The 25,440-nt window shown below is 36.3% G+C and carries 26 protein-coding genes and 1 riboswitch; of the genes, 11 read left to right on the top strand and 15 right to left on the bottom strand.

Annotation, left to right across the window (positions count from 1 at the left end; all coding sequences use genetic code 11):
• Positions 1–11: 11 nt before the first annotated feature.
• From GGQ92_RS07110 to GGQ92_RS07140, 7 genes are all read right to left on the bottom strand, one after another.
• Positions 12–485, bottom strand: coding sequence for a thioredoxin family protein (locus GGQ92_RS07110; RefSeq protein ID WP_184246249.1), 474 nt, complete (start codon positions 483–485; stop codon positions 12–14).
• Entirely contained in the window at positions 482–910 is a 429-nt protein-coding gene (locus tag GGQ92_RS07115; protein ID WP_184246252.1) for a disulfide oxidoreductase, read from the bottom strand. The genes GGQ92_RS07110 and GGQ92_RS07115 overlap by 4 nt, the downstream gene beginning before the upstream one ends.
• Before the next feature lie 278 nt (positions 911–1,188).
• Positions 1,189–2,214, bottom strand: coding sequence for a MoeB/ThiF family adenylyltransferase (locus GGQ92_RS07120; RefSeq protein WP_184246255.1), 1,026 nt, complete (start codon positions 2,212–2,214; stop codon positions 1,189–1,191).
• Positions 2,204–2,974 carry a thiazole synthase gene (locus tag GGQ92_RS07125; RefSeq protein ID WP_184246258.1) on the bottom strand — a complete coding sequence of 257 codons (771 nt, stop codon included), beginning with the start codon at positions 2,972–2,974 and terminating at the stop codon, positions 2,204–2,206. Before GGQ92_RS07125 ends, GGQ92_RS07120 begins: the two co-directional genes overlap by 11 nt.
• A gap of 1 nt (position 2,975) precedes the next feature.
• Complete coding sequence (gene thiS / locus GGQ92_RS07130) at positions 2,976–3,179, bottom strand: sulfur carrier protein ThiS (RefSeq protein ID WP_221437261.1); 204 nt, start codon at positions 3,177–3,179, stop codon at positions 2,976–2,978.
• On the bottom strand, positions 3,176–4,318 hold the full coding sequence (gene thiO, locus GGQ92_RS07135; protein ID WP_184246261.1) for a glycine oxidase ThiO: 1,143 nt from the start codon (positions 4,316–4,318) through the stop codon (positions 3,176–3,178). The genes thiS and thiO overlap by 4 nt, the downstream gene beginning before the upstream one ends.
• A gap of 13 nt (positions 4,319–4,331) precedes the next feature.
• Positions 4,332–4,931: a thiamine phosphate synthase gene (locus GGQ92_RS07140; RefSeq protein ID WP_184246264.1), complete on the bottom strand. Its 600-nt coding sequence runs from the start codon at positions 4,929–4,931 to the stop codon at positions 4,332–4,334.
• 104 nt (positions 4,932–5,035) lie between these two features.
• A riboswitch (TPP riboswitch) is annotated at positions 5,036–5,137 on the bottom strand.
• A gap of 146 nt (positions 5,138–5,283) precedes the next feature.
• Between GGQ92_RS07140 and GGQ92_RS07145 the strand changes: the two genes are divergently transcribed.
• Together GGQ92_RS07145 and GGQ92_RS07150 are read left to right on the top strand one after the other, a co-directional pair.
• Positions 5,284–5,730 carry a ferritin-like domain-containing protein gene (locus GGQ92_RS07145; RefSeq protein ID WP_184246267.1) on the top strand — a complete coding sequence of 149 codons (447 nt, stop codon included), beginning with the start codon at positions 5,284–5,286 and terminating at the stop codon, positions 5,728–5,730.
• 176 nt (positions 5,731–5,906) lie between these two features.
• Entirely contained in the window at positions 5,907–7,079 is a 1,173-nt protein-coding gene (locus GGQ92_RS07150) for a M20 family metallopeptidase (protein ID WP_184246270.1), read from the top strand.
• A 43-nt stretch (positions 7,080–7,122) separates the two neighbouring features.
• Here GGQ92_RS07150 and GGQ92_RS07155 read toward each other — a convergent pair whose 3' ends face one another.
• Positions 7,123–8,346: an ABC transporter permease gene (locus GGQ92_RS07155; RefSeq protein WP_184246273.1), complete on the bottom strand. Its 1,224-nt coding sequence runs from the start codon at positions 8,344–8,346 to the stop codon at positions 7,123–7,125.
• On the bottom strand, positions 8,339–9,085 hold the full coding sequence (locus tag GGQ92_RS07160; protein ID WP_184246276.1) for an ABC transporter ATP-binding protein: 747 nt from the start codon (positions 9,083–9,085) through the stop codon (positions 8,339–8,341). The genes GGQ92_RS07155 and GGQ92_RS07160 overlap by 8 nt, the downstream gene beginning before the upstream one ends.
• 253 nt (positions 9,086–9,338) lie before the next feature.
• Between GGQ92_RS07160 and GGQ92_RS07165 the strand changes: the two genes are divergently transcribed.
• The 5 genes from GGQ92_RS07165 to GGQ92_RS07185 all read left to right on the top strand — a co-directional run bounded on the left by GGQ92_RS07165 (position 9,339) and on the right by GGQ92_RS07185 (position 13,225).
• The gene (locus tag GGQ92_RS07165; RefSeq protein WP_184246279.1) at positions 9,339–9,767 is read left to right on the top strand and encodes an HIT family protein; all 429 of its coding nucleotides are present in this window, start codon (positions 9,339–9,341) and stop codon (positions 9,765–9,767) included.
• 132 nt (positions 9,768–9,899) lie between these two features.
• Positions 9,900–10,283 (top strand): YtxH domain-containing protein, encoded by a 384-nt coding sequence (locus GGQ92_RS07170; RefSeq protein WP_184246282.1) that lies wholly within the window; start codon positions 9,900–9,902, stop codon positions 10,281–10,283.
• 291 nt (positions 10,284–10,574) lie between these two features.
• Complete coding sequence (locus GGQ92_RS07175; RefSeq protein ID WP_184246286.1) at positions 10,575–10,754, top strand: hypothetical protein; 180 nt, start codon at positions 10,575–10,577, stop codon at positions 10,752–10,754.
• Between the two features lie 208 nt (positions 10,755–10,962).
• Positions 10,963–11,904 carry a peptidylprolyl isomerase gene (locus GGQ92_RS07180; RefSeq protein ID WP_184246289.1) on the top strand — a complete coding sequence of 314 codons (942 nt, stop codon included), beginning with the start codon at positions 10,963–10,965 and terminating at the stop codon, positions 11,902–11,904.
• A gap of 97 nt (positions 11,905–12,001) precedes the next feature.
• Positions 12,002–13,225 carry a hydrolase gene (locus GGQ92_RS07185; protein ID WP_343068784.1) on the top strand — a complete coding sequence of 408 codons (1,224 nt, stop codon included), beginning with the start codon at positions 12,002–12,004 and terminating at the stop codon, positions 13,223–13,225.
• Positions 13,226–13,314: 89 nt separating this feature from the next.
• Here the strand turns inward: GGQ92_RS07185 and GGQ92_RS07190 are convergent, their stop codons facing one another.
• The 6 genes from GGQ92_RS07190 to GGQ92_RS07215 all read right to left on the bottom strand — a co-directional run bounded on the left by GGQ92_RS07190 (position 13,315) and on the right by GGQ92_RS07215 (position 21,566).
• Positions 13,315–16,176 (bottom strand): ATP-binding protein, encoded by a 2,862-nt coding sequence (locus GGQ92_RS07190; RefSeq protein WP_184246292.1) that lies wholly within the window; start codon positions 16,174–16,176, stop codon positions 13,315–13,317.
• Complete coding sequence (locus GGQ92_RS07195; RefSeq protein WP_184246295.1) at positions 16,166–17,401, bottom strand: metallophosphoesterase; 1,236 nt, start codon at positions 17,399–17,401, stop codon at positions 16,166–16,168. Before GGQ92_RS07195 ends, GGQ92_RS07190 begins: the two co-directional genes overlap by 11 nt.
• 198 nt (positions 17,402–17,599) lie before the next feature.
• A complete protein-coding gene (locus GGQ92_RS07200) occupies positions 17,600–18,865 on the bottom strand; it encodes an ABC transporter permease (RefSeq protein ID WP_184246298.1) in 1,266 nt (421 codons plus the stop codon).
• Positions 18,858–19,757 (bottom strand): ABC transporter ATP-binding protein, encoded by a 900-nt coding sequence (locus tag GGQ92_RS07205; RefSeq protein WP_184246301.1) that lies wholly within the window; start codon positions 19,755–19,757, stop codon positions 18,858–18,860. Before GGQ92_RS07205 ends, GGQ92_RS07200 begins: the two co-directional genes overlap by 8 nt.
• Positions 19,758–19,949: 192 nt before the next feature.
• Positions 19,950–20,291 (bottom strand): YlbF family regulator, encoded by a 342-nt coding sequence (locus tag GGQ92_RS07210; RefSeq protein WP_184246304.1) that lies wholly within the window; start codon positions 20,289–20,291, stop codon positions 19,950–19,952.
• A gap of 174 nt (positions 20,292–20,465) precedes the next feature.
• Positions 20,466–21,566 carry a DUF445 domain-containing protein gene (locus GGQ92_RS07215; protein ID WP_425486388.1) on the bottom strand — a complete coding sequence of 367 codons (1,101 nt, stop codon included), beginning with the start codon at positions 21,564–21,566 and terminating at the stop codon, positions 20,466–20,468.
• A gap of 111 nt (positions 21,567–21,677) precedes the next feature.
• On the opposite strand from GGQ92_RS07215, the gene GGQ92_RS07220 reads away from it, so the two are divergent.
• The 4 genes from GGQ92_RS07220 to GGQ92_RS07235 all read left to right on the top strand — a co-directional run bounded on the left by GGQ92_RS07220 (position 21,678) and on the right by GGQ92_RS07235 (position 25,339).
• A complete protein-coding gene (locus GGQ92_RS07220; protein ID WP_184246310.1) occupies positions 21,678–22,895 on the top strand; it encodes a hypothetical protein in 1,218 nt (405 codons plus the stop codon).
• Between the two features lie 40 nt (positions 22,896–22,935).
• Positions 22,936–23,139, top strand: a complete 204-nt coding sequence (locus GGQ92_RS07225; RefSeq protein WP_184246313.1) for a hypothetical protein — start codon at positions 22,936–22,938, stop codon at positions 23,137–23,139.
• Positions 23,140–23,219: 80 nt separating this feature from the next.
• Positions 23,220–24,104 (top strand): PucR family transcriptional regulator, encoded by an 885-nt coding sequence (locus GGQ92_RS07230; protein ID WP_184246316.1) that lies wholly within the window; start codon positions 23,220–23,222, stop codon positions 24,102–24,104.
• 134 nt (positions 24,105–24,238) lie between these two features.
• Positions 24,239–25,339, top strand: coding sequence for an ABC transporter ATP-binding protein (locus tag GGQ92_RS07235; RefSeq protein ID WP_184246319.1), 1,101 nt, complete (start codon positions 24,239–24,241; stop codon positions 25,337–25,339).
• The last annotated feature ends 101 nt before the right edge of the window (positions 25,340–25,440 follow it).

Consider the following 25,440-nt stretch of genomic DNA (forward strand, 5'->3'; position numbering starts at 1 on the left):
TTCTGCTTGTCCTACTCAGCTAATACTTCCTTCTCAAAAAACTCTTCAAAGGCTGGTTGTTGGTGCTCACCAACAATACGCGCTACTTCTTCCCCATTTTCGTAATGTACGATAGTAGGAGTATTTTTAATATTATATTTTTGCCATTGATCCGGGAATTCTAAAAGATTGAGCTGTTTTAAATCAATACCATAATTTTCTGCCATCGGTTTAACAACTGGTGTTGTACGTTGACAGTGTACACAGCTTGGACTATAAAAATAAATGGTAGTTGGTTCACCAGATTCTACCGCCTCTTCTAACTCATCAGGCATAATTAGATTTTGATACAAGTCATCATTTAGCTGAGCGATAGTAGCCGGGTCTAGGTCGGATTTACCGTATGGGTTGCCTTCTACTTTTTTATTATTTTGATAGTTCACTACTGCAAATAGTGCAACAAATATAACAACAAGCACTACTGCAAATATAATCATTTTTTTCAATTAGATTCTCTCCTTTGCTTGATGATCAATACGATATGTATTGAGAAGATAACAAGAAAAGCGATAAGAGCTTGGAAAGGTATCGTAATGAAGCCTAGAAACTCAACATATTTCATATTACAAGGAATAATTCCACATCCTTGTCCTGCTTCTTGTAATCCTGGTAATTGCTGAACTAAATAATGATAGGTAGAAACGAGAATTCCGATTCCACTCAACAGTAAACCTGGGTACGCATAGCGAATATCCTTTTTATATACCGCATACCCATAGATAATAACTAACGGATACATTAATATACGTTGAAACCAACATAACTCACAAGGAACAAAACCCATCCCTTCCGAGTAAAATAAACTACCTAAAGTTGCTATAACACTTTGAGCCCATATGATAAAGACTAAACGTTCCTCCCGAGTGTTCATCGGCGTCCCCCTCAACTACTTCATTATACATATCAAATTTTAACATACAATTTTTTAAGTTAGAAGTTTTTGTTCCCCAGATATAAAATTTTGAACAAATTACCAAAAATCCGAAAAATAAAAAAATAAGCTAAGTCAAAAATACGTCGCTTTTACCTATAGGATGTAAGTCAACGCTTAAACTAATTAGCTGTTGCTTTTCCTACAGGAGTCTCGTATTTTAACTCAGCTTAAGAATTCATCAAATTTCAAGTTAATTAAGTACTTACTCTTTTCACTTATCCACCAATATATTGGTTATAAACTTTTTTGGCTTCTGTTATATCTTTTGTTCCATGGATTAGTGTTCTCCCATCACGGAAAACGACAATCCGGTAAGGATCCGCTTGAAAAGATATGAGAAACGCGTTTTCAGAAACGGATAGCTTTTCATTTTGCTTTAATTGATCCATTAGCTTTGCTATATCGGTATTTTCATCTTTACGTGGTCGGATTTGCACAGTATTTCTTCCACATAAGACAGCTGGCTTCATCCGATTGTCATACGATAAATTAGGATACAAATGCTTGCCACAAGTAGTACAATCCTTCTTTTTCAGTTGATTTACACTTAAAGACATCTGCTCATTATTCCACAAATCAAATGCCATTAGTTTTCCAGATAATTTATCCTTGTTTCCTGTTAATAGTTTAATAGCTTCACTAATTTGGTAGGAAACAACCATCTGAACAACCGGGCTAATAATTCCGACAGTATCACATGTAGCTCCATCTTGTGGTAAATGCTCCATTAAGCATTCTAAACATGGTGTCTCTTCCGGAATTACAACAAATGAAACTCCATAACTAGCTACGCACGCACCGTAAATCCACGGTATTTGATGTTTAATTGCGAGATCGTTAATAATAAATCGGATGTCAAAATTATCCGTTGCATCTATTATTAAATCTACATCATTCAGCAAGGGCTCCATTTCATCAGGTCCTGCATCCATAACCAATGCTTTAATCGTTACACTGCTGTTAATCTGTTGCAAATGGTCACGTGCCGCTATCGCTTTTGGCGTCTCATTCTTTACATCTTGTTCCGTATAAAGATGCTGACGCTGCATGTTACTCATTTCAACATAATCTCGATCAATAATCGTTAATCTTCCTAGTCCGGCACGTACAAGCATTTCCGCACTACTCGTACCGAGTGCTCCTGCACCGACTAATAGCACATGGCTATTCAATAATTGTTTTTGTCCTTCTTCACCTATTGGTTGAAATAACATTTGTCGATGATAACGTTCAAGTTCCAATACTTATTCCCTCTTTCGGACTACTAGCTACTGCATATGTTTTCTCCGCTATCCTACCTGCCTCGAAACCTAGTCTTCCTGCTTCGGTTGCTAGTTTCATAGCTTTTGCCATTTTCACAGGATCATCTGCACCGGAAACGGCAGTGTTTAATAGAACACCGTCTGCACCTAATTCCATCGCATATGCAGCATCCTTAGGTGAACCAATACCTGCATCTACTATTACTGGTACATTGGATTGATTAATAATAAATTGTAAATTTAACGGATTAATAATGCCTTGGCCTGAACCAATCGGTGAAGCACCAGGCATAATTGCATGTGCTCCTAGCTCTTCTAATCTACGAGCAAGCACCACATCATCGGATGTATAGGTAAGTACAGTAAAACCATCCTCCAATAGCATCTCTGTTGCTCTTAATGTCTCCACAGGATCTGGTAACAATGTTTTATCGCAACCGATAATCTCTACCTTTACCATATGACAAAGCCCCGATGCCTTTGCTAATTTCGCAATACGAACCGCTTCTTCCGCTGTTTTGGCACCAGCTGTATTCGGTAAAAACTTATACTTCGATACATCAATCTTTTCTAGAAAATTAGGCTGCTCTGGGTCAAATATATTCATCCTTCTTACGGCAAATGTTAAAACTTCTGTTTCTGAAACATCGACAGCCTCTTTCTGTATATCGAAATTCGGGAATTTCCCTGTTCCTAAAAACAATCTTGATTGAAATTGATAATCTCCTATTTTTAGCATTTTAGCCACCTCCAACAAAATGTACAATCTCTAGACGATCTCCGTCTTTAATACTTACATTAACATGCTCTTCCTTCGTGAGTATGTTCTGGTTATGCTCCACGATGAGCGATTTGTCTGCTAACTTTAGCTCTTGTAAAAGCTCTGCAACACTTTTCACAGAATTTGAGATTTCTAAAGAATTACCATTTACAACAATCGTCAATGATACTCCTCCTCTAATATTTGATAACTATTTGGAACAGAAAACATTTCTTTATAGGCTGGTGATACAGACTTATCTTCCAATATATCTGCCATATATACACCCGTCATAGGTGCTAAAAGTATCCCATTTCGATAATGTCCTGCCGCAACATAGAGTCCTTGCATGTTGTGCACCTCAGTTAAATAAGGAACCTCTCTCTTTGCTTTAGGCCGGAATCCTGCCCATACATGAGAAAATCGAGTCTGCTGTAGTTTAGGCATCACTGTAAATGCATCATGAAGAAGTTTGTGAACACTCCCAGCATCAACCGACAAATCACGTTCCCCTTCTCTAACCGTTGCACCAACAAAGATATATCGATTACTTTTACTAACGATATAACAACGCTCCGAGAAAAGGGTCGTATTAAAAATGTTTTTTTCAGATTTTAGAGCAACACATTCCCCCTTCACTGGCGTAATAGATATGTCATCAGGTAAAAAAGAAGCAAATTGGTGCAAGCTAGTTCCTGTTGCTAGAACTACTTGATCTGCATAATAATTACCTATTGCCGTCTCTACACCAATAATTGTTTCTTCTTGAGTAATCAGGTTTGTTACACCCGTTCCTTCAAGAATAATAGCTCCATTATTAGCTGCTGCCTTCGCTAGAGCCAAGGTTAAGTGAGGTGCGGATACATGAGCCTCTTCAGGACAATACAAAGCACCAACTATTTCATGACTGGCAATATTCGGCTCAATTTGCCCAATTTCCCTAGGTAATAAGATTCTTGCATCAAGTCCAGCTTGTTGCTGAAAGTGAGCTATAGCCTGTAATTGGATGAATTCTGGCTCAGAAAAGGCTAGCTTCATTGCACCCTTTTTCAAATATTGTACGTTTATTCCTGTTTGCTTATATAAGCTCTCCGCTAAAACCGAGTGCATGTTTCTGCTTTCTTGAGCGAATTCAAAAAAAGGTGAATATTCCGTAAATTCCATTTGTACGCCTAACATACCAGCCGCTGCGCTCGACGCTCCAGCTGCAATTTGATCCGCTTCCAAGAGAAGTACTTTTTTACCTCGTTTGGATAGGTGATAGGCAATTGAACTACCGGAGACGCCTCCCCCTATAATAATTTGGTCAAAATTCTTATTCATTATCTGCCTCCTTTCAAAGATGACTAGCGTTTCGGTACTCATTTATAAGCTGTAATGGGTTCTTCGTATTCCAGATTGGTGACATTATCGCAATACCCTTGGCTCCGTTGGCAACAACTTCTCCAACGTTCAATGGAGTAATCCCACCAATTGCAACCACCGGAATATCTACGGATTGAACCACGGCATGTAAACTTTGTACTCCTCTAGGTGGCAAGCCTTTCTTAGAATTAGTAGAAAAAACATGACCAAAAAGTAAATAATCTGCTCCTTCATCTTCTGCTCGAATGGCCTCTTCAACATCGTGTACCGATTTGCCTACTTGTAAATGTTCAAAGATTTGCTTTTGCGTTACCACCGATAATGGAATACTTCGATACCCTAACTGTATTCCATACACGTCCATTACTAGTGCAAGATCAAGACGATCGTTAATAATTACTTTATTAGCAGGAACACCTTTCTCCAACAGCATGTTCACGATTGTGAATAATTCATTGGCTGTTTTAGATTGCTCCCTAATATGGAGAAAATCTATCTCATTAATAAATTGAGGAATTCGTTCCCAATGTTCTAGGAGCATATCTCCGTTTGTAATCACATGTAGCTCCATTGTTCCCTCCTTATAATAAGGCTCATGTTAGTCAACACAAAAAACCACTCTTCCAGCGTCGGAGAGTGGTTTGTTATTATCTCAAAGTTAATCGTTCCATGTAAAAAGATAATTAGCCACTTCCCTACGCTGGTATTAACCAGATCAGGTTTTGAGGGTCCAGAGTTTTGTCCGTCTCAGCCTTTAAGGCTCCCCTAGTGCAACAATATAAAGTTTAGATTACTTAAAAGAATAGCATATATTTTCATTTAGTACAAATAAGGATTTCTATGAAAACATGTTTATTTTTCCGAAAGCAGGGTAAAGTGTAAAGGAGACGATGGTTAGGTATTAGATGAAAGGATGAGGATGTATGGCACAGACTGATCAAAAATTACAACAGCTAATAGATGGACTAAATGAAGACTTAGCTAATGAATACGCAGCAGCAATCATGTATACGTATCATGCTGCCGCAGTTAATGGACTTTACCGTTCATTATTAAAACCTTTTTTCGAGGAAGAAATAAATGATGAAATGGGACATGCTCTCTATCTATCTGATAAAATTAAAACATTAGGTGGTACTCCGACAACGACACCAGCTAAGGTGGAGCAATTAACAGATGTACAAGAAATGCTTGAGGCCACTTACAAAGCGGAAAAGGCTACTGTGGAAAGATATGAAAAACGCAAAGAACAAGCAGAAGAATTAGGCTTAACAGAACTAGCAGTTAAATTAGAGGATTTCATTGCTGATGAAACACATCACAAAGAAGAAGTTGAACGATTGTTAGCAGATAAAAGTTTTTTCAAATAATTTACCTGTAACACTTTCATTTCCCGCTTATAATAGATTGTAGCACCTGTTCATTTTGAATAGGTGCTCTTTTTTAGTGTAAAAATTGGAAGTCTTCCGTCATATTCTCGTTCCTATGCTATACTATTTTCAAGTAAAGAGTCCATAATGTGCGTTTTCAATAGGAGGAGCTTATGATGAAAGATTCTTTATATTCCTTATTAGATGAGCATTATAACGAAATGGTAAAAATCAGAAGATATCTACATCAACATCCTGAAGTGTCTTTCAAAGAGTACGAGACAGCAGCATATATTGAAAAATTCTATCAAAAATTAACTATTCCATATCGATCCAACGTAGGAGGAAATGGTATTGTTGCGACAATAAAAGGAGCAAAACCTGGTAAAACTGTTGCATTACGAGCTGATTTTGATGCTCTACCAATTCAAGACGAAAAAGATGTTGCCTATCGCTCGAAGACACCTGGGGTTATGCATGCTTGTGCCCACGATGGACATACAGCAATGTTGCTTATCATAGCAAAAGTTCTACATAGTAAACAGGCAGAACTTTCAGGAAATGTTGTTCTCATTCATCAGCATGCAGAGGAATTAGCACCTGGGGGAGCAAAATCAATGATAAGCGACGGTGCTTTAGATGGGGTAGATGTTGTTTACGGCAATCACTTGTGGACGAATACTCCTTTTGGTGAGATTCATACCGCATCTGAACATCTAATGGCTGCTGCTGACCGCTTTACCATCACACTTCATGGAAAAGGTGGCCATGGAGCGATTCCACATCAAACAAAGGATCCAATCGTTATAGGGGCACAATTAATTACTGCGCTTCAACAGATCGTTAGCCGACGTGTGAACCCACTTGATACTGCGGTTATTACAGTTGGTCGATTCGAGGCTGGAAATACCTTTAACGTGATTCCCCATTCGGCAACAATTGAAGGAACCGTTCGTACCTTTGATTCTAATTTACGAGATTGGATAGTAGAAGAAATGGAACGTGTCATTAAAGGAACGACTTTCGCTGGAGATATGGAATATAAATTTGAATATTTTAATGGGTATCCACCCGTTATTAATCATCCAGAATATGCAGAACGAGTCATTCAGGCGGCACAACAGGTTCCCGACGTAAAGAAAGCAATCTTCGTCCAACCTACAATGACCGGAGAAGATTTTTCTTACTATTTACAAGAACGGCCTGGAGCATTCTTTTTTACGGGAGCAGCAATCGAGAACAACTTCGTTCCCCATCACCATCCATTATTTGATTTTGATGAACGAGCCATGTTAATCGGAGCAAAAACATTAATCAACCTTACCCTACAAACATTAACTAGTGAATAAAACACACCAACCTATCTCCCAGAACTGGGGGATAGGTTGGTGTTTATGCTTCTTTTCGATATTTTTGTTGAATATAAGACGGTATAATCATGTAAATAAACACTAAAGATGCTACCATCATAATAGCTCCTTCTAGCCATCTCTGTTCAAATAAGAACGGAATTATAAATAGAATGGCTGAAAACAACATGATTTGACGCATCCATTTCGTAAAAGATGCTAGTCTTTTTTCTGCTTTTATAGGATATAGTTCAATCCACACTAACGTTCTGTGATGACGGTATAACGGCAACAGCTGTAAGAAAATAATATACATAAACAAAAAGCCGAATATAAGCATCAACCATTGATTAGGAACAGTCCATACGAGAACGAGTCCGATTACAAGTAAACGCAAAAATATCCCTAAATAATCTGTACTACGAACGGTTGTTAATCGAAACAGGTAAAGAAAGGTAGACACTGTCTTGATTGGCATACCTTTTGTTAACATTGTGGCAAGAATGCGTCGCTTCTTCACCTGTGTTTCCAAATGGGGTACATCTGTAAACATGTTTGCTAGACGATAAAATGCACGCTTCCTTTGATAATCTTGCTCGATTAATAATTCCCAATTCACACTGTTTGTCTGCTTGGCAAAGAAAATATTTACAAGCCAAAGGCCAATTAAAAGTACAGTGAGAATGATGGTAAATATAATTTCTTGCTGCATAAAGAAAAATACCAATGCAGTAACAAGCAAAAATCGTAGGATCCATTCCATCCTTCTTGTAGACGTATCCCTCACTTTATGCATCCACCAGCTCACAACATAAGCCCATACTTTTAGTACGATTAATAGAAGAAATAACAAACCTAGCTCTTTCCCTGTATAGTTGGAATAAGTTTGAAAATACAATGGTGCTAAAGCAAATACAGCCAAAACAAGTAAATACAATTGAGTAAAAAAACTATACAGTATCGCTCGTAGGAAAAAACCTTTCAACCGATGCTCCGCTGGGATTAAAAAGACAAGATCCGCTTTCTTTAGAAAGGTTTGAATAGGAGCATATACAGCAACAAATCCGAAGATTATTGCCATTAGCCATTCAGAAGGAAACCCCTCTGGCATTTGTTCTAACCATTGCTGATAATATATCGACAATGCTCCAAGAATAAATACCATCGCAATTGCTAAATGACCAGTGAAAATATATCGTAAGTATCTCCCCAACTCAAGTACATGTGCCTTTAATCTATCTGAAAATAATTGTTTAACATCAAGCATTGGCATCTGCTTCTTTCGTTAATCGAACATATATATCATCCAACGTTGCACGTGGCATTTGGAATGTTTCGCGAAGCTCTTCTAATGTTCCCTGTGCACGTACTGTTCCGTCATGTATAATAACGAACCGATCACAATATCTTTCTGCTGTAGCTAATATATGTGTGGACATGAGCACACCTGCACCATTATCTTTCATTTCATTCATCCACTGTAAATACGATTGAATGCCGAGTGGATCTAATCCTACAAACGGCTCGTCCACAATATATAAGTTTGGTTCCGTCAAAAAAGCACACATAATCATTACTTTTTGGCGCATCCCTTTAGAGAAATGGATTGGGAACAATTTTAATTTATTCTCTAAACGAAACTCCTTTAATAAAGGTGGTACACGTTTCTCATACTCTTCTTCTGTTAACTCATATGCCATCGCAGTTAATCGCAAGTGTTCTTCTAATGTTAATTCATCGTATAAGACCGGCATCTCCGGAATATAACCAAATTGTTTTCGATACGTTTCCGGCGCCTCATTAAAACTCTTCCCTTGTATTGTTACGCTTCCTTTTTTAGGGTGCATTAAGCCAATTACATGCTTTATGGTCGTACTCTTTCCAGCTCCGTTAAGACCAATTAAAGCTACAATTTCATTTGGAAATATATCAAATGAAATCCCATGCAACACATTTTTATGTGTATATCCACCCTCTAATTCGTTCACTCTCAGTAGTGGTTCCATTACAATCATCCTTTCTCCTATCATACTGCTTGTCCTACGCGATATAATCGTAATAAAGTAAAGTTTTTTTATGTGGTGCTCACATGACAAATTGTTGTAAGTTAATTTGCATTCTATTGTTGTGCTATTTAGTAGTTCGTTTTATGTAACTGGAAGTGTAGCATAACTTATACTTCCTGTCTGTAGTTGCTTGCAATACCACTAATCAATACTATAAAATAAATGTAAGCATTTTATAGAGGAGTGTTTAATAATGAGTACGGCGCATGATTGTATCTTTTGTAAAATAATAAATGGTGAGATCCCTTCTGCCAAGGTCTATGAAGATGAAGAAGTCTTTGCCTTTCTAGATATTAGTCAGGTGACAAAGGGGCATACATTAATTATACCGAAAAAGCATGTAGAAAACATTTATGAAACAACCGAAGAGGTTGCCTCTAACCTTTTTGCTCGCGTTCCAAAAATCGCAAACGCCATTAAAAAGGCATATAATCCAGTTGGTATTAATATTCTTAATAATAACGGAACTGCTGCGGGGCAATCTGTTTTCCATATACATATTCATCTTATCCCTAGATATGACGGAACCGACGGATTTGATGCTAAATGGATTACACATAATGACGATTACTCAACTTCTGATTTAGCAGATATCGCTCAGAAAATAGCTACAGGAATATAAACATAAACTTCCAAAGGAAAATAGCGTTTGAAATGGTTGAAAAAAGAGAATGTTATAACTAACAACTCATAGATGGATGATTATACATTCATCTCTTCCCAACCGAGCGCATAATAGAAAGGAGGGTTCAGAATGATTAATAGCAAATCACTTCTTTTAGGAATCCTTGCAGGTGGCGTAGTAGGTGCTGCGGCAACGCTACTTAGCACTCCAAAGTCCGGTCGAGAAATGCGTGCTGATGTGAAACAACGAAGTGAAGATATTGTACAAACAATGAATCGCTTACGAGCAGAGGGTATGGATTTAAAGGAACAAATCACGAAAACTTCTAAAGAAGGTGCAGCTCTTATTAAAGAACTATCAACAGATATGAAAAATTCTATTGAATCATGGAAACAAACTGTAGAACCTCATCAAAAAAACATCCAAAAGTATTTAACACAGATTGAATCAAGCTTAAGGGAATTAGAAGAAAAAACAAAAGGCGAAAAACAAAGTGAGCAATTAAATGCTTAAAAGGTTTTTTCTCCTTTATTATTTAGATTCTAAAAGTTTCAATTATCGAACTGAGGTAAATTCAGGATAATTGAAACTTTTTTTACATATTTAGAAATTTTGTTTACACATAGATACATCCTTACCTCACCTTTGTTTTCTTGTATCTTTTCCCTTACACAACATTAAAGCAAGGAACAAAATGATAGATTAGAAAACCTTTTTTCTGCCTTTCATTTTTTCTTCTTATACTGTTCAAATCACACTTTTTTTGTTAAAGTAATGAAAGGACTAGCAAGGGGGTCGAAATTAATGTTCTTTATTTTTACGTTTTTTGCTTTTTTTGTATTACTCATCTTTAATTCTCTTACGATGAGGCTTTGCTTACAAACAGAGATGTCGCAGGAGAAACAACCAAATGTGTTTCGAACCGTTAATATTTTAATTACGATATTACTAGTATCCTCTTATGTAGAGATTATTAATATTTAACGATATCCGTCTGGTACATTCATGAGACCAGGCGATTATATTCATTTTGAAGGTACATAGTAGATACAAGAATAATCTATCCTATAGTAACTATATAAAAATATATAAAAATTAAGTAATCTCGATTTTTCCAATCTTTTTCAGACAAAATATGTTATAGTATGGCAAGAATGAAAAAATTAGTCTAAACGTATTAGGAGTGTAGTCAATGAGAAAATTAGCGATTGCAGCAACATTTACAGCTGGAGTATTAGCACTTACAGCATGTTCATCAGGCGATTCTGAAACAGTAGTAGAAACGGAATCTGGTAATGTAACGAAAGAAGAATATTATGAAGCGTTGAAAGCGGAGAGTGGCGAACAAGTACTTCAAAAACTCGTTTTGAAAACAATATTAGAAGATAATTATGATGTCTCAGACGATGAAGTAGATAAAGAGTTAGAATCCTATAAAGAGCAATTTGGTGAAGAACAGTGGGATATGGTCCTACTACAAAGTGGTTTTGAGGACGAAGATCAATTTAAAGAAGAATTACGTTTACAAATGCTTCAAGAAGCTGCAGCTACAGAAGATGTAGAAGTTACGGACGAAGAGATCGAAGCACGTTATGATCGCATGAAGTATACTATTGAAGCTAGACATATACTAGTTGCTGATGAAGAAACAGCAAATGAAGTAAAAGAGAAACTAGACAATGGTGAGGATTTTGCTTCTCTAGCGGAAGAATATTCTACTGACCCAGGAAGCGCGGCAAATGGTGGAGAATTACAGCCATTTACTGCAGGCGACATGGTTCCAGAGTTTGAAGAGGCAGTATACACAATGGAAATTGATGAAATTAGTGAGCCAGTACAGTCTACACACGGCTTCCACGTTATCCAACTTCTAGGTAAACAAGAAGCAGAAGATATCGATGATTTAGATAACATGAAAGATCAAATTCGTCGTGAGATTGCAGCTACAAAAGTAGATAATATGGCATTCCAAGCAAAAGTGAATCAACTTATTGAAGATGCTAACATTGATGTGAAAATTGACGAATTTAAAGACATGTTTGAAATAGCTACTCCTGAAGCTCCAGTTGAAGAGGAACCAGCAGATGAAGAGTCTGCGGAAGATACAGAAGCAACAGAGGACAGCGAAGAATAATAGACAGACAAAACCAATCTCTGCATAGAGGGTGATCCATATGGGCACCCTCTATTTTCCATTATTCTCATTGAAACACAAAAAGGCGGTGTGTAAAGTGAAAAAATATTTCTATGATATGATACCAATCACCTATTCATTGGAGGAAGATGTAAAAAACGATTTAATGGAGAAGTATTTACCTCCCCAATTCAATACCGAAGAAACTTCTTTTATATTAGATGACCATGATAAAGGAGCACCTGTCTCTACAACTGTCTTAATCAACGACTTTGAATTAAGAAACACGAAAACCAATAAAAAATTTCTTAAACTCTCCTTTAGTAATCCGTCAGGTAATATTCCAGCAAAAATGTGGGATAACGACGGAGAAATTGAGAAATATATTCCTACCTTAGAGAGTAATGGTGTCTTTTATATTAGGGGACAGGTGGATGAGTTTAATGGCTTTAAAAGTGTAACTGTATACGAACTTTCACCGAGTAAAGAAGATGTTAATCCTTCTCTCCTACTCGCTTCTACTAATCAAAACTTAGATCAATTGAGCGAAGAATTATTTGCCTATTTGCTTGAACTGCAAGAACCTTATCAAACGTTAGCTTTTCGAACGCTAGATTTATTCTGGGATTCTTTTAGTAAGAGCCCTGCCGCCAAAGGAATGCATCACAATTATTTAGGTGGGTTATTAAAACATACCGTTGGCCTTATGCGTTTTTGTCGTTACATAATTAAGATAGAAGAAAACCCATTTCAAGCTGTCATTCGACTGATACATCAAGTTGAAAAGCAATATAAAGTAGAAATATGGGAATCATTAAAAAGTGAGGAAGATTTTCATAGATTCATATGGAAGGATACAATTGATCACCTGTATTCCATGCTCCATGGTATGACAGAGTTTAAATATGATACGATTAATGAAGACGCATTGATGACGAGTATTTTGTTCCATGACATTGGGAAACTAGCAGAATATAACTATGCCGGTCGTAATGATGATTTCTTTACGTATCTTTTCCCTTCCGCTCTATTTGAGGATACTCGACAAGTACAGTCTGGCATCGCAATGGATTCACTTGGTGTCATGGTTGGTCATATTCCGTACGGTGTTCTAATTTTAAATAAAGTCGTCAATGACCATCAAATCCAGCTTAGTATGGAACAAATTCATTTAATGTCACATTGTATTTTATGTCATCATGGTTTACCAGAATGGGGTAGCGCCGTAAGAAAGCCTCAAAACATCGAAGGATATATTATTCATATTGTCGATTATTTAGACAGTCGTTATGAAAACACAGAAGCAGATAACGAAAAATAAGCATTCCTATTTGCTATAGAATAGTTAATGTGATGCCCTGTGTCATATAAAATCTCGGAAAGTAAGACCGCACTAAAAAAAGTGCGGCCTTATCTTTTATATAGCTTAACATCTCGGTCCAAATGGACAGTTGAAAAATAAATGACTTGATGTCGAGTACTTATTTCTTCTAAAATCCTCATCATTTGCTTCCTTCTCTCGGGGTCAAAATGTACAAATCCGTCATCAATAAGAAATGGTAATGCCATTGTAGAACTCGTAACATGAGCTAATCCTAGTCGAAGTGCAATATATAATTGGTCCAACGTTCCTTGTGATAAAGAATCTATCGTATAATTAAATCCATTTTTATGTTCTGCAAGTAAGGAGTGGTTTTCTTCATCAAAGTATATACGAATATAATTCCCCAGTGTTAACTCATTAAAATATCTAGAGGCATTTTCTAACACTAGCGGTAAATATTTTTCAGAAAAACTTGTTTTCGTTCTCTCTAGTGATGCTAAGGCATATTGATGCACACTCCATTTATGGGCATAGTGTCGTAATTCTTCCTGTTTCATAGCTAATTCATAGCGAACAATAGAGCTATCAGCACTTGTTTCTAGAATAGAAATTGCAGCTTGCCGATCACTTATTTCTTTTTGCAACTTTTGTATTTGATGTGTTACTTGATCTATATCTTCCTTGATTGCTAATAACTTGTTATCAACTGTCTGTTTCGCTTCAATCTTGCCATTTCTCCATTGCTCCAATTCCGATTCGCTAAACAATACGAGTAGGCTATCCTTTAACTGTTTTAATCTATCATCCATTCGTTTAGCTTCGGCATATTCTTCCCCTAGTTTAATAAATACTTCTTCATTATCCGTATTAGCTGAAGATAATAATCGATGAATTTCCTCTTGATATGGTCGGATTTTCTCTAATATATTCTCACGCTGTTGAGAAAACTCATCGTATTGCTTCTTGTTATAATGGAGAGTTTCTCGCTTTTGAGTTTCCGTTTTTATTTTTACTTCGATACTTTCTAAGTCATACGAAAAGTCCGTCGCTAATTGTTCCTTTAACCGTTGAATATCCTGATTTTTTGCTTTTACTTTTTCCTTTATTTCGAGAACCGATCTGTTTTTTGCTTTAACTTGCTGTAATTGCGAATAAAGCTTTGGCCAATATGTTAAAGGAATCCCATCTAAAAATGGAAAATGGCTGACTTGTTCTTTAATCCGATTTTCCAAACGGTATTTTTGTCTATTTATTGTTTGTAGACGTTCTTCTAATTGAATCATTTCTCTCTGAATTTTAGTCTTTTCTCTTTTATACTCTACAATTTGGTTTTCTAATTTATATTGATCTTCCAAAATCCCTTGAATACGAATTCGTTCCTCGTTATTGAGAGGTTTGCTTTGGTTCGTCCCTTCAGGCTTCAACCATTTTTCTAACGTATTTCCGTATACCCAATAGCCTCCTGTTAGTACGATTGCTAGACCTCCACCTAAATATCCGATAATTGGATTGGTCAAGAAACTAATAAGAACAGCCATGGTTAAAATAGCTAAAGACACGAGGAAAACAGTTTTACCTACCTTTTTATATTGCGTTTTCCAGCGCTTATATTTCTTCGATTGCTTTGCTAGTTCACTTGATTCCTCCTGTTCCGCTAACAAGTTAGCATAATTCCTGCGGTCATTGTCTGTTAATGCTTTGGCTTGGAGACGATCTATGTCTTTTTCTATCGCCTTATCCTTACGTTGCACGCCTTCAATTTCTGCTTTAATGTAGCTTTCTTCCATAATGATCTGTTCCTTCTCTTTTACAAGAGTGGACCACTCTTCTTCTGTTTGGAAGGATAGCGTCAACGCATCCAAATCAATGTGCAATGGACTCAATTGAAGAGAATTTAGCTTTTCTTCTATTTCTTTTACTTCTTTGTTAACTGTTTCCTGTAGATTCCCTAACTCTTCAGATAACCCTTCTATTTGAACAAGTAGTTGCTTTTGATTAACAAGTTTGTTAAATTGCTCATCTGTTAAGGATGAGGATTTCTCTATTTCTTTTTCAAGAGATTGCATATTCTTCTCTAAGACGAGGAGTTCACTTCTTATTGGTAAAATTGCCTCTTTATATTGATGAAGTCGATTTATTCCGTCTGTTGGAAACGTTAATGGAGCGTCTAATCGTTTGCGCTTTTGAGAGAGGAGATAATATTCCTCTATATTAGGGTAATAAGCACGTATCCTTTCGTAGTAGGAATGGGTATCTTCTAACATTTTCTTTTGCTCGTTTACTCGTTCTAGCAAAAGCTCCTTTTCTTTTAACTCAGTTAAATGATTTTCGTAAACAGACTCTTTTTCTTGAGCACTTGCTAATTGTTTTTTTAACTCTTTCAATTCTTGCAATAGAGTATTGATTATTGGTTTCTTTCCATATGGTTTAAATAAAAGCTGCAGCTCTTTTTCTAGCTTTTTCTCTGACTCATATATTCGCTCCGAACCAATCATACCAATCGTTAATAATACTTCATGCAAGTCATCATGATGGAGTGATTTTATCCGTTGTAAGTCCATCGAATCAAATGTAAAAATCGCTTCATAATGTGCACGATCCATTCCTTGCATAGCTTGTTGTAACCAGCTCTCATCTTTCATTGTTCCATTGTTAAAATAAACAGTAGCTTTATTTTTATTTTTTTGATAGACTCGCTCAATCGTGATGTCTTCGTTATCTAATCCAGCAACTCGTAATCTACCACCTAAAACCGCACCATCGTTTGGAATATATTTCTCAACATCACGTGGTTTTTGCCCAAATAGTATATATAAAATAAATTGACGCAAAGTTGATTTTCCGGCTTCATTATCTCCTGTTATTTGGACGATGTCGTCATCATTAAATTGCCAGTTTTTTTGCTGCCATTTGCCAAATCCAAATATATGGGCTTCTTTAATTCGCATGTCGATCTATCCCTTCTTGCAGCATATTCCGTAATAGTTCTTCTGCTTCCCCCCGAATCGTAGCTAGTTCCTCTTCATCTGGTCTTTCTAGCCATTTACTACCTTCTGTATGTAACCAAAGCTCTTCTAATGCCCGTTCATCACCATTGTGGATTTGCCTCATTAACTCGACTAAAAATTTGTTTCCTGGTTGTTCCATCGATTCTTTCTTTTCTTGCTGATGATGAATTTTATATATATAGACCCAGTTTTTTTGATCTGTGTATTTTTCATTCGTTATATCAATAAGTTCTTGAATTCGATCCATACTCCAATCTTCTTTCCTATTTTTCAAGATTAAAGAAAGGAAAACTTTACCATATCTGTCTCCAGCTCTTTCCACAAGCCTGTCTACTACATCTGCTAGCTCATAAATGTTTTCCACAGGAGACATATCTAGTATTTCGTTTTCATAGCGAATCTCTTGTAAAGGGAGAAATGTAAATTCAGTTTGATTTTCGGATAAGCTTACAAAATAGCATCCTTTTTCACCTGATTCTTTCCTAGACCTCCCTTGAGTATTTCCTGGATATATAATAGGAGGTTCGTGAGAGATTTCCTCTCGTTTATGTATATGGCCTAATGCCCAGTAATCCATCTTGCTTTGCTTTAACTCTGTCAATTGGAAAGGTGCATAAACAGCATGATCCTCGCTGTTCTTTTCATTACCAAGGCTTCCATGTAATGTACCGATATGAAAAATACTCTCTTCTTCAGTTGGTTTGTATTCGGGCACTTTATTAACTAGTACCTCTCGTTTTGAATAGCTAAAACCATAAATATTAGCTAGCTTTTGATTATCTTTTATAAAAGGAAAATGAGTGACATTACTAGAATTAAAAATGTGAACATTCTCTGGGTAGTTTCTAGGTAACGTGTGACTTTCTAAAAAATCATGATTACCGTAGGAAAGATAGACCTGTATGTTGTGCCTAGCTAGTTTTTCAAACCCTGTTTTAAGTGTAATATGTGCTCTCATACTTTGTTGTTCGCCATCGAAAACGTCTCCTACGATGAGAACGAAATCTACATTTCTATCAATTGCAGTATCAATTAAACGTTGAAAAGCCCGATATGTACTTAACTGAATTTCTTCCAATAATTTAGTTGGAATATGTCGTAAACCTTTAAAGGGGCTATCCAAATGTAAGTCTGCACAATGAATAAATCGAATGGTTTTTCTCACCGTAATCACCTCTACATCTATCATAACAAACGCCACGAGCGAATGCACGTTCGGAGGTGCTAGCTTTCCTATTGAATATGTCGACTGTTCATTTGCGCTAGTTGTAATACAGGCGAACATTATAGTAGCGCTTTTAATAGACATAAAAAACCGGACAGAGTTGGTTATAGAAACCAACAACTTTCCGGTATAGTTAACTTATTCCTTTTTCGAGAGCTGGATTGCTCGCTTAAAGTCTTTTAATGAGCTTGAAGGACCGTACATTAGTACACCACCACGGTATACTCTTGCACCTATCCAAGCTAATATCGCAATACTTGCTACTAAGATTCCGATACTTAAAGCAATTTCCCACATCGGAATAGAGAGTAAGCCTGCTCGTAAGAACATGGCTAATGGTGAGAAGAATGGTATATACGAAGCGATAACGACAAGCTTGGAATTCGGCATTCCTAAGCCATACATTGCAATGAAAAAGGCAACAATGATTAGTAACGTAACAGGCATCATTAATTGCTGCACATCTTCTGTTCTACTTACTAATGACCCTAACATCGCTGATAATGTCGCATATAAGAAATAGCCTAACAAGAAGAAAATAATTGCATAAATGACGACATTGAAATCAAAATTCGTAAAGCCAAATTCCTCCATGATACTTCCAATCATTTCATCCTTTTTCTGTGTAAATATAATAAAGGCTGTCATGAGGAAGATAGAAATTTGAACTAACCCCACTAGACCAATACTTAATATTTTGGCGAACATTTGACTTACTGGCGAAGAACTAGAAATAAGAATTTCCATTACTCTAGATGTTTTTTCGTTTGCTATGTCCATGGCAATCATATTTCCATACGTAATAACTGCAAAATAGAGTAAGAAGAGAATAATATAAACTAAACCTCTTGCGCTATTTAATTCCGATTCTGTCTTTACAGAGCTCGCAGACTGGTCAGATGATTGAATGTATTCATTTTGAAAATCAAGTGGTGCAAAAATAGAATCAATAACATGTGACTCTATTCCAGCCTGAACCGTAGCGATTTCTGTTTTAATTTGTTCTAGCTCTCCTCGTAGTTGAAGACCTAATGTTTGGTTGGCATTTAGTGTCGTATAAAATACGGCTTTTTGCTCTTGTTCGTTCATGGTTACTTCTAAAACACCGTTGTATTTATCCTCTTTTACTTCATTCTGAGCATCCGTCACCGATCCTTGATAAAGAACTACTTCCAGGTCATCGTTTTTCTCACTGATGGATGCTTCCAACTGTTCAAAGACTTCGGTGTCCTCTGTTACTACAGCAATTGTCCTTGTTTCTTCACTATCGAACAACGAAATGATCGATTGAATATTCCCAAAAAGAATGATGAATGCTACAAATATTATCGTTGTCCAAATAAATGATTTTGACATAATTTTCGTCTTAAACGTATGACCAAAAACTGTTCCAAACTTATTCATAGGATTCCCCTGCTTTCTCAATAAAGATATCATTTAAGCTAGGCTCATCTAATTCAAACTTTCGTACAAATCCTTTACCTTGTAATTCTTCTAAAATCCGCTGAGATACATCTTCATTTTCAATTTGATATAAGCCTGTATCGGAATAATATTTTGCACCTACAACGCCTGGAATCTTTTCAATAAAACTTACATCAAAATCTGCCTGTACTTTTAAGTTTTTCTTTCCAAACGAACGTTTAATTTCTCTTAAGTTTCCATGTAAAATAGGTTTACCATGCTGCATCATACATAAATGTTCACATAGTTCTTCAACGTGATCCATTCTATGAGATGAGAAAACAATGGAAGTACCCTCTTTCGCAAGATCCTTTACAGCATCCTTCATCAGCTCTACATTCACTGGATCCAGACCAGAAAATGGCTCATCTAGAATAAGTAATTTTGGATTATGTATAACAGAGGCAATAAATTGTATTTTTTGCTGGTTTCCTTTGGATAACTCTTCTATCTTCTTGTCTAAGTATTGAGGTACTTGAAATCGATCTAACCATTCCTTTAACGCTCTTTGTGTATCTTGTTTCGACATTCCCCTTAATTTCGCTAAATAAATAATTTGTTCCTGTACTTTTAGTTTTGGATATAACCCGCGCTCTTCTGGTAAATAGCCAATTTCATCCGTTCTACTATAGTCAATCGGTTTCCCTTTCCATGTAATCGTACCGGACGTTGGGTCTATGAGATTGAGTATCATTCGAAATGAGGTCGTTTTTCCCGCTCCGTTTGCTCCTAAAAAACCAAAAATAGCATGTTCGGGTATTTCTAATGATAAATCATTTACAGCGGTAAAATTGCCAAACTTTTTCGTAACATGTTCTAATTTCAGTGTCATTTTTTCTCCTCCTTCTCTTATAAACATACGTACAAAGATTCAATTAGTTTCACCTTTTTGATACTTCCCCATATGAGGGGGGGTAACAAGTATATGAATAATTCCGAGTTGCTTGTTTTTCCTCTGTTCATTTTAAAACAAAAAATCCTAGTTAATGAACGATTATTGTCATTAACCAGGATATCATTTTCATTACATTTGGTATAATTCTTCTAACGGTTTCGTAATAATTTGACTCAGTTCGTTAATTAGATTATTAACGTTTTGCTCCTGTGTCATAAGGTCAGAGATTCCTTCATGCTGTTGTACAACTTCTACAACTTTTTTCGCTTGCTCAATCTCTTCCTCAGTTATTTCCATGCCTTGCATTTGCTTTTGTTGTAACTCTATTTGGATATTACGAAAGTTATCGAACATCTCTTTAGAGCTTGGATCATTCATTACTTTATTATAGGCTGCTTGCAATGCTTGGAATTCTTCACTTTCGCGAATTGCATGTTGTAATGCTTCCGCATGATTGTTAATTTCGGACATAAAATAAATCCTCCTAGGGTTTAGATTAAACGTACACATGAGCTTTTTATTATGTGCTATTTCACTATAACAAAGATTATTCGGTTATCCAACTGATAGCGGATAATTTATGAAAATTGTAATTCCTCACCGATTTTGATGCTAAAACTCCAATATTCTATCCTTGAAATCTCTCTAATTAGTAAAATAAAGTAGAAGACCTTGTAAAAGTCCGATCCATCCACCAAGCAATGCCCCAAGATATGTAATCCATTTAAATTCTTTTCGCGAGATAGAGAGCACCATTTCTTCCATTCTTTTTGTTGGGAATGTGGCAACCTGTGCTTCCACCATCTTCTCTATATTTAGCTGTTTCAAAATTTGAGGAATTTGTTTCACTAACATATCAAAAGCCTTTTCTGTAAAAAGTGGAATCCATTCTTTTGTTACATTCGAATTAACGGGAGATAAAAGCGTACGAACAGAGAGCTGCAGTACTTTATCTACAGACAAAAGTTGATTCAAAGAAGCCTTCATTTTCGTTCTTACTTCCTCTTTATAAAAGAAGCGTAACAGCGTCCCTAGCTCTTGTTCTTTTAATTGCTCCCACTCTTTTTGTACATTCTTATATAACAGTTGATAGCCATCCTCTGTCTGAATATATTGAATGAGCAGTCGTTGAATCTTCATTGAAAGCTCCTGACGATTAACCATTGAAAAAAGCATGTTCCCTAAAAAGCCCTTCGACTCAACATAGTTACTAACAACCTTCTCCAGTTGAAAACGAGTAGATTCACTCGATATGATGCCGAGAATTTTCGTTTGAAGAAAAGAGGTTAATTGATGAACTTCTTCATGAGAAATAAAATCACCAAATGAATCATCTACTGTTTTAGTACTCCACTCTACTACTACTTTGTCGATTTGTTGTAGTCCTTTTTGGGTTACAAACTGCTGCATATCTTTCTTATTAATCTTTATACCTAAATCGCTTAACCATTCATCTACAGAACGGTGCTCCTCTTTTAATTTAGACCACTCACTGATTAACTTATCCTTCACGATACCTTTTAGCTCGTCGTCTTGTAGCTTTTTACGAATGCTTTCTTCTGTTAGTAAATGTTGCACGACTAATTTACCCATTTGTTGGGCAAGTTGATCTCTTCGTTTCGGAATGAGTCCTGGAGTGAAGGGAATTTGAAATTTCCCAATAAATTTTGGTTCATAGGGGCGAAACAACATCTTAATTGCTAATGAATTCGTCAACCCACCGATAAAAGCGCCTATAATTACCATAAATGAAATCGTAATAATCGTTTCCAATCTACGTCACCAACTTTACTTCATAGTTGTGTTTGATACATCATATACTATATTGCCTCTAATCATTGTGCAGGAGTTGTTTTTATGTATATTAAACTAAAATTAAAGAGCTATCCAAGTAAAAAAGCACGTATTATTGTCCCTTCTACTATTTACCCGCGATTTCAGAACATTCATCAATTAAAAAGGGGCAATTTATCAATTCATTGCGAAGTGTTAACTCACCATAAAGACGACAATATTTTATGGATTTCAGAATCATTGTTTCAGTCATTGGGAATGATGCACTCTTCTGAACATTTTATCAAGTTAACACACGATACAATTGATATAAGTATGCCTATTGGAATTGTGCTCTCCAATGACTACTCACTCTTTCAAGAATCTTCTACCAATCATTTATGGATACGCTTCAGTCAAATCGCATTTCTCTTTGGATTCACTCCTATTCTTTACTCGATTGAGAATGTACATCGAACTAGTGAATTCGTTACAGGATACGAATGGGAAAACGATCGCTGGGTTCAAGTTCATGTAAATGTTCCAAACTTCCATTATTTACGCACAACGCTCTATAAGGCGTATGAAGATAATATTAACTATTTGCAAGCAAATTCTATTATAAGTAATCCTCCTTTCCTTAACAAATGGTATTTATTTAAAAGTCTGTTAACAAATCAAGAGGTCTCACATATGATACACGAAATAACCTTTTCGCCATCGATTCAACATATTGAACGACGGTTAGATGATTATCCGATCTGGCTAAAAAAGGATTCCTCTGTACAACAACCTAACCTTTTAATTGAAAAGGCTGATCATGTTTACATGGTAACAACTGAGGACCAAGCATATTATTCATTCCCCAACTTCCAAGCATTAGCGACTCATTTTTTCTCACCGACTCATCCCTACGATATCATGCAACTAGCCGCTCCGCGTATCAATAACAGATTTGCGATACTTTTATATAAAGATTCAGCTTCTAACTGGAAATGTTTGTTTCTAACAAAACGTTATACTTCATTTCCACCTTCCGTATCGTTAGAAAAAAAAATCGAAGCAACAGCAACAAGGTTGGCACAAATTATTGAGGAAAACTCGAACACTAACTTGATTGAATTAGGACTTGTTTTTAGCGTCGAAAATGAAAGCATGCTTTGGCTAGAGGATATACAGCTACAACCAAATTGGGAATCTCATCTCTCGCATCCATCAAGAAAGACAGAAAGCATACAATTCTTTAGTGAGTTATTAAATAGCATAACAACAAGATGGAATGAAACAATGCCTTCTACATAAGCTATGAAGGAAAATCTAATATTAAAGGAGAATCAACTGCATGGCAAAACCATCGTCTAATAAAGAAAAAGATTCGCGCCAGAAGTATGAAGTAGATGTAGACAGAATGATAAATGAGGGAATGGCTGGGGGTACCACGTATTCCGAATATGATCGAATGCAAATAGAACAAGCACGAGAATTACCTAAGCAAGGGGAACCTTTTCCAGCAGAGACAGATGGAAAAAGGGACTCTGAATCGTAATGTTAAATGTCTCTCCTATTCGTTCAATGAGATTCTTTGATATAATGTAGAAAAACGACAATAGGAGAGACAAAATTCTCATGTTAGACCAATTACAATATATGTTTCCCAATTTAGTTAAAGCAGAAAATGGAGCTACCATTAACCATAGTGATTACAAGTGGTTCGTCACAAAAGAAAACGACATTGTTGGAATTCCAGCAGACGACATTACCCAACGCGAATTAGAGCTACTTACTATTTTGTTAACACCGTACAAAGCTAATCAACCTCCAATGACAGAGCAAGAAAAAGTATGGTCGGATATTTTATTTCACCAGCATATCCCTTCCAATTTGGAAGACCACCGCTATTACTTTGTTTATTTTTCCTTGTCGGACGAAACAGTCGATCCCGATAATTTCCGTGAAGCTATTTATGGGATCTTTTTCGAAAAGCCGCCGATTTTATGGGAGAACAATGAAGAAGGTGTCATTATTCAAGAAATCAAAGGGGAGATAAATGAAGAAATCTCCTACACAGAGATAGCAGAAGTGTTGACTACTGACTTTTATATGGATGTGAAATTGTTTGTAGGTCCCGTTCTTCATAATATTAAAAAAGCTAGTACGTTCTATCAATGGATGAAAAATTGCTATCGGATGACAAGAAATTCAAAACAATCTGTTCTTTCTTATATTCAAAGCATTCCCTATATCGTTTTACAACCCATTACAAAAGAGGAAAGATTGTTGCTTTGTGAATCTCTTCTACATGAAGTATCGGATGACGAGGAGCTACTTAAAACGATTCAAATCTTTTTAGAATCCAATTCAAATACAACACTAGCCGCTAAGAAAATGTACATGCACCGTAATAGTTTGCAATACCGTGTAGATAAATTTATTGAAAAGACAGGTATCGATGTCAAACAGTTTGAAGGCGCTATTGCTGTATACCTATGTTTGATTATTGCAAACAATTAACCGGACAGGTTATGTAAACGTGCACAAACAACCAGTGACTTTTTTGTGCACGTTTTCTATTTACCTTTTGAATTTATAATAGTACACTTAAATTACAGTTTGAAACGCTTTCAATTTAAAGAGGGGGAATTAAGATGGCAGAACTATCACTAAGAAATATTGATAAAGTATATGATAAAGCAGATGAAAAGGCAGTAGATAACTTTAATCTAGAGATTAAAGACAAAGAATTTGTTGTTTTCGTTGGTCCTTCAGGTTGTGGTAAATCTACTACACTTCGTATGATTGCTGGACTTGAGGAAATCTCTGCAGGTGAATTTTATATTGATGGTAAATTAATGAACGATGTAGCACCAAAAGATCGTGACATTGCGATGGTTTTCCAAAACTACGCACTATATCCACACATGAACGTATATGATAACATGGCTTTTGGTTTAAAACTTCGTAAATTTAAAAAGGACGAAATTGATCGTCGTGTGAAAGATGCTGCTCGTATCCTAGGATTAGAGGCATACCTAGACCGTAAGCCGAAAGCACTTTCTGGTGGTCAGCGTCAGCGTGTTGCTCTTGGACGTGCGATTGTACGTGACGCAAAAGTATTCTTAATGGATGAGCCGCTTTCTAACTTGGATGCAAAACTACGTGTTCAAATGCGTGCGGAAATTCAAAAGCTACACCACCGTCTACAGACAACAACAATTTATGTTACACACGACCAAACAGAAGCGATGACGATGGCTACTCGTCTTGTTGTACTTAAAGATGGTCTTATCCAACAAGTAGGTGCACCTAAAGAAGTGTACGACAAACCTAACAATATCTTTGTTGGTGGATTTATCGGATCACCTGCAATGAACTTCTTTAATGGTACATTAGAAGAAGGTAGTATCTCACTAGGTGAAACAAAAGTTGCTGTTCCAGAAGGAAAAATGAAAGTACTTCGTGAACAAGGTTATATCGGTAAAGAGGTAGTTCTAGGAGTGCGCCCAGAAGATATCCATGATGAACCAGTATTTTTAGATGCAAATCAAGGTTCAAGAATTACAGCTACGATCGAAGTTGCTGAGTTAATGGGTTCTGAGTCTTACCTATATTCAGAAGTAAATGGCCAAGACTTCGTTGCACGTGTAGATTCTCGTACAGATGTACAAGGCGGAGAAAAAATCGAACTTGCATTTGATATGAACAAGTGTCACTTCTTCGATATGGAAACAGAAGAGCGTATTAAATAATTATTGTCTAAAATATAGAGAGTACTTCGTCAATCGACGGAGTACTCTTTTTACGCGTTAGACTAGTATGAATTTTTCACCATAGAAGTCCCTCAATGTCG

The sequence above is a fragment of the Gracilibacillus halotolerans genome (genome assembly GCF_014206945.1).
In the GTDB taxonomy this organism is placed as follows: Bacteria; Bacillota; Bacilli; order Bacillales; family Amphibacillaceae; genus Gracilibacillus; species Gracilibacillus halotolerans.

What these genes read in the sequence shown, in the direction of transcription:
- GGQ92_RS07180 (WP_184246289.1), top strand. Translation starts at nt 10,963, where the DNA reads ATGAGAAAATTAGCGATTGCAGCAACATTTACAGCTGGAGTATTAGCA.
- GGQ92_RS07140 (WP_184246264.1), bottom strand. Translation starts at nt 4,931, where the DNA reads ATGGAGCTACATGTGATTACAAACGGAGATATGCTCCTAGAACATTGG.
- GGQ92_RS07205 (WP_184246301.1), bottom strand. Translation starts at nt 19,757, where the DNA reads ATGACACTGAAATTAGAACATGTTACGAAAAAGTTTGGCAATTTTACC.
- GGQ92_RS07155 (WP_184246273.1), bottom strand. Translation starts at nt 8,346, where the DNA reads ATGCTTGATGTTAAACAATTATTTTCAGATAGATTAAAGGCACATGTA.
- GGQ92_RS07235 (WP_184246319.1), top strand. Translation starts at nt 24,239, where the DNA reads ATGGCAGAACTATCACTAAGAAATATTGATAAAGTATATGATAAAGCA.
- GGQ92_RS07160 (WP_184246276.1), bottom strand. Translation starts at nt 9,085, where the DNA reads ATGGAACCACTACTGAGAGTGAACGAATTAGAGGGTGGATATACACAT.
- GGQ92_RS07200 (WP_184246298.1), bottom strand. Translation starts at nt 18,865, where the DNA reads ATGAATAAGTTTGGAACAGTTTTTGGTCATACGTTTAAGACGAAAATT.
- GGQ92_RS07210 (WP_184246304.1), bottom strand. Translation starts at nt 20,291, where the DNA reads ATGTCCGAAATTAACAATCATGCGGAAGCATTACAACATGCAATTCGC.
- GGQ92_RS07220 (WP_184246310.1), top strand. Translation starts at nt 21,678, where the DNA reads ATGTATATTAAACTAAAATTAAAGAGCTATCCAAGTAAAAAAGCACGT.
- GGQ92_RS07190 (WP_184246292.1), bottom strand. Translation starts at nt 16,176, where the DNA reads ATGCGAATTAAAGAAGCCCATATATTTGGATTTGGCAAATGGCAGCAA.
- GGQ92_RS07170 (WP_184246282.1), top strand. Translation starts at nt 9,900, where the DNA reads ATGATTAATAGCAAATCACTTCTTTTAGGAATCCTTGCAGGTGGCGTA.
- GGQ92_RS07215 (WP_425486388.1), bottom strand. Translation starts at nt 21,566, where the DNA reads ATGGTAATTATAGGCGCTTTTATCGGTGGGTTGACGAATTCATTAGCA.
- GGQ92_RS07175 (WP_184246286.1), top strand. Translation starts at nt 10,575, where the DNA reads ATGTTCTTTATTTTTACGTTTTTTGCTTTTTTTGTATTACTCATCTTT.
- GGQ92_RS07125 (WP_184246258.1), bottom strand. Translation starts at nt 2,974, where the DNA reads ATGCTAAAAATAGGAGATTATCAATTTCAATCAAGATTGTTTTTAGGA.
- GGQ92_RS07165 (WP_184246279.1), top strand. Translation starts at nt 9,339, where the DNA reads ATGAGTACGGCGCATGATTGTATCTTTTGTAAAATAATAAATGGTGAG.
- thiO (WP_184246261.1), bottom strand. Translation starts at nt 4,318, where the DNA reads ATGAATAAGAATTTTGACCAAATTATTATAGGGGGAGGCGTCTCCGGT.
- GGQ92_RS07150 (WP_184246270.1), top strand. Translation starts at nt 5,907, where the DNA reads ATGAAAGATTCTTTATATTCCTTATTAGATGAGCATTATAACGAAATG.
- GGQ92_RS07230 (WP_184246316.1), top strand. Translation starts at nt 23,220, where the DNA reads ATGTTAGACCAATTACAATATATGTTTCCCAATTTAGTTAAAGCAGAA.
- GGQ92_RS07115 (WP_184246252.1), bottom strand. Translation starts at nt 910, where the DNA reads ATGAACACTCGGGAGGAACGTTTAGTCTTTATCATATGGGCTCAAAGT.
- GGQ92_RS07145 (WP_184246267.1), top strand. Translation starts at nt 5,284, where the DNA reads ATGGCACAGACTGATCAAAAATTACAACAGCTAATAGATGGACTAAAT.
- GGQ92_RS07225 (WP_184246313.1), top strand. Translation starts at nt 22,936, where the DNA reads ATGGCAAAACCATCGTCTAATAAAGAAAAAGATTCGCGCCAGAAGTAT.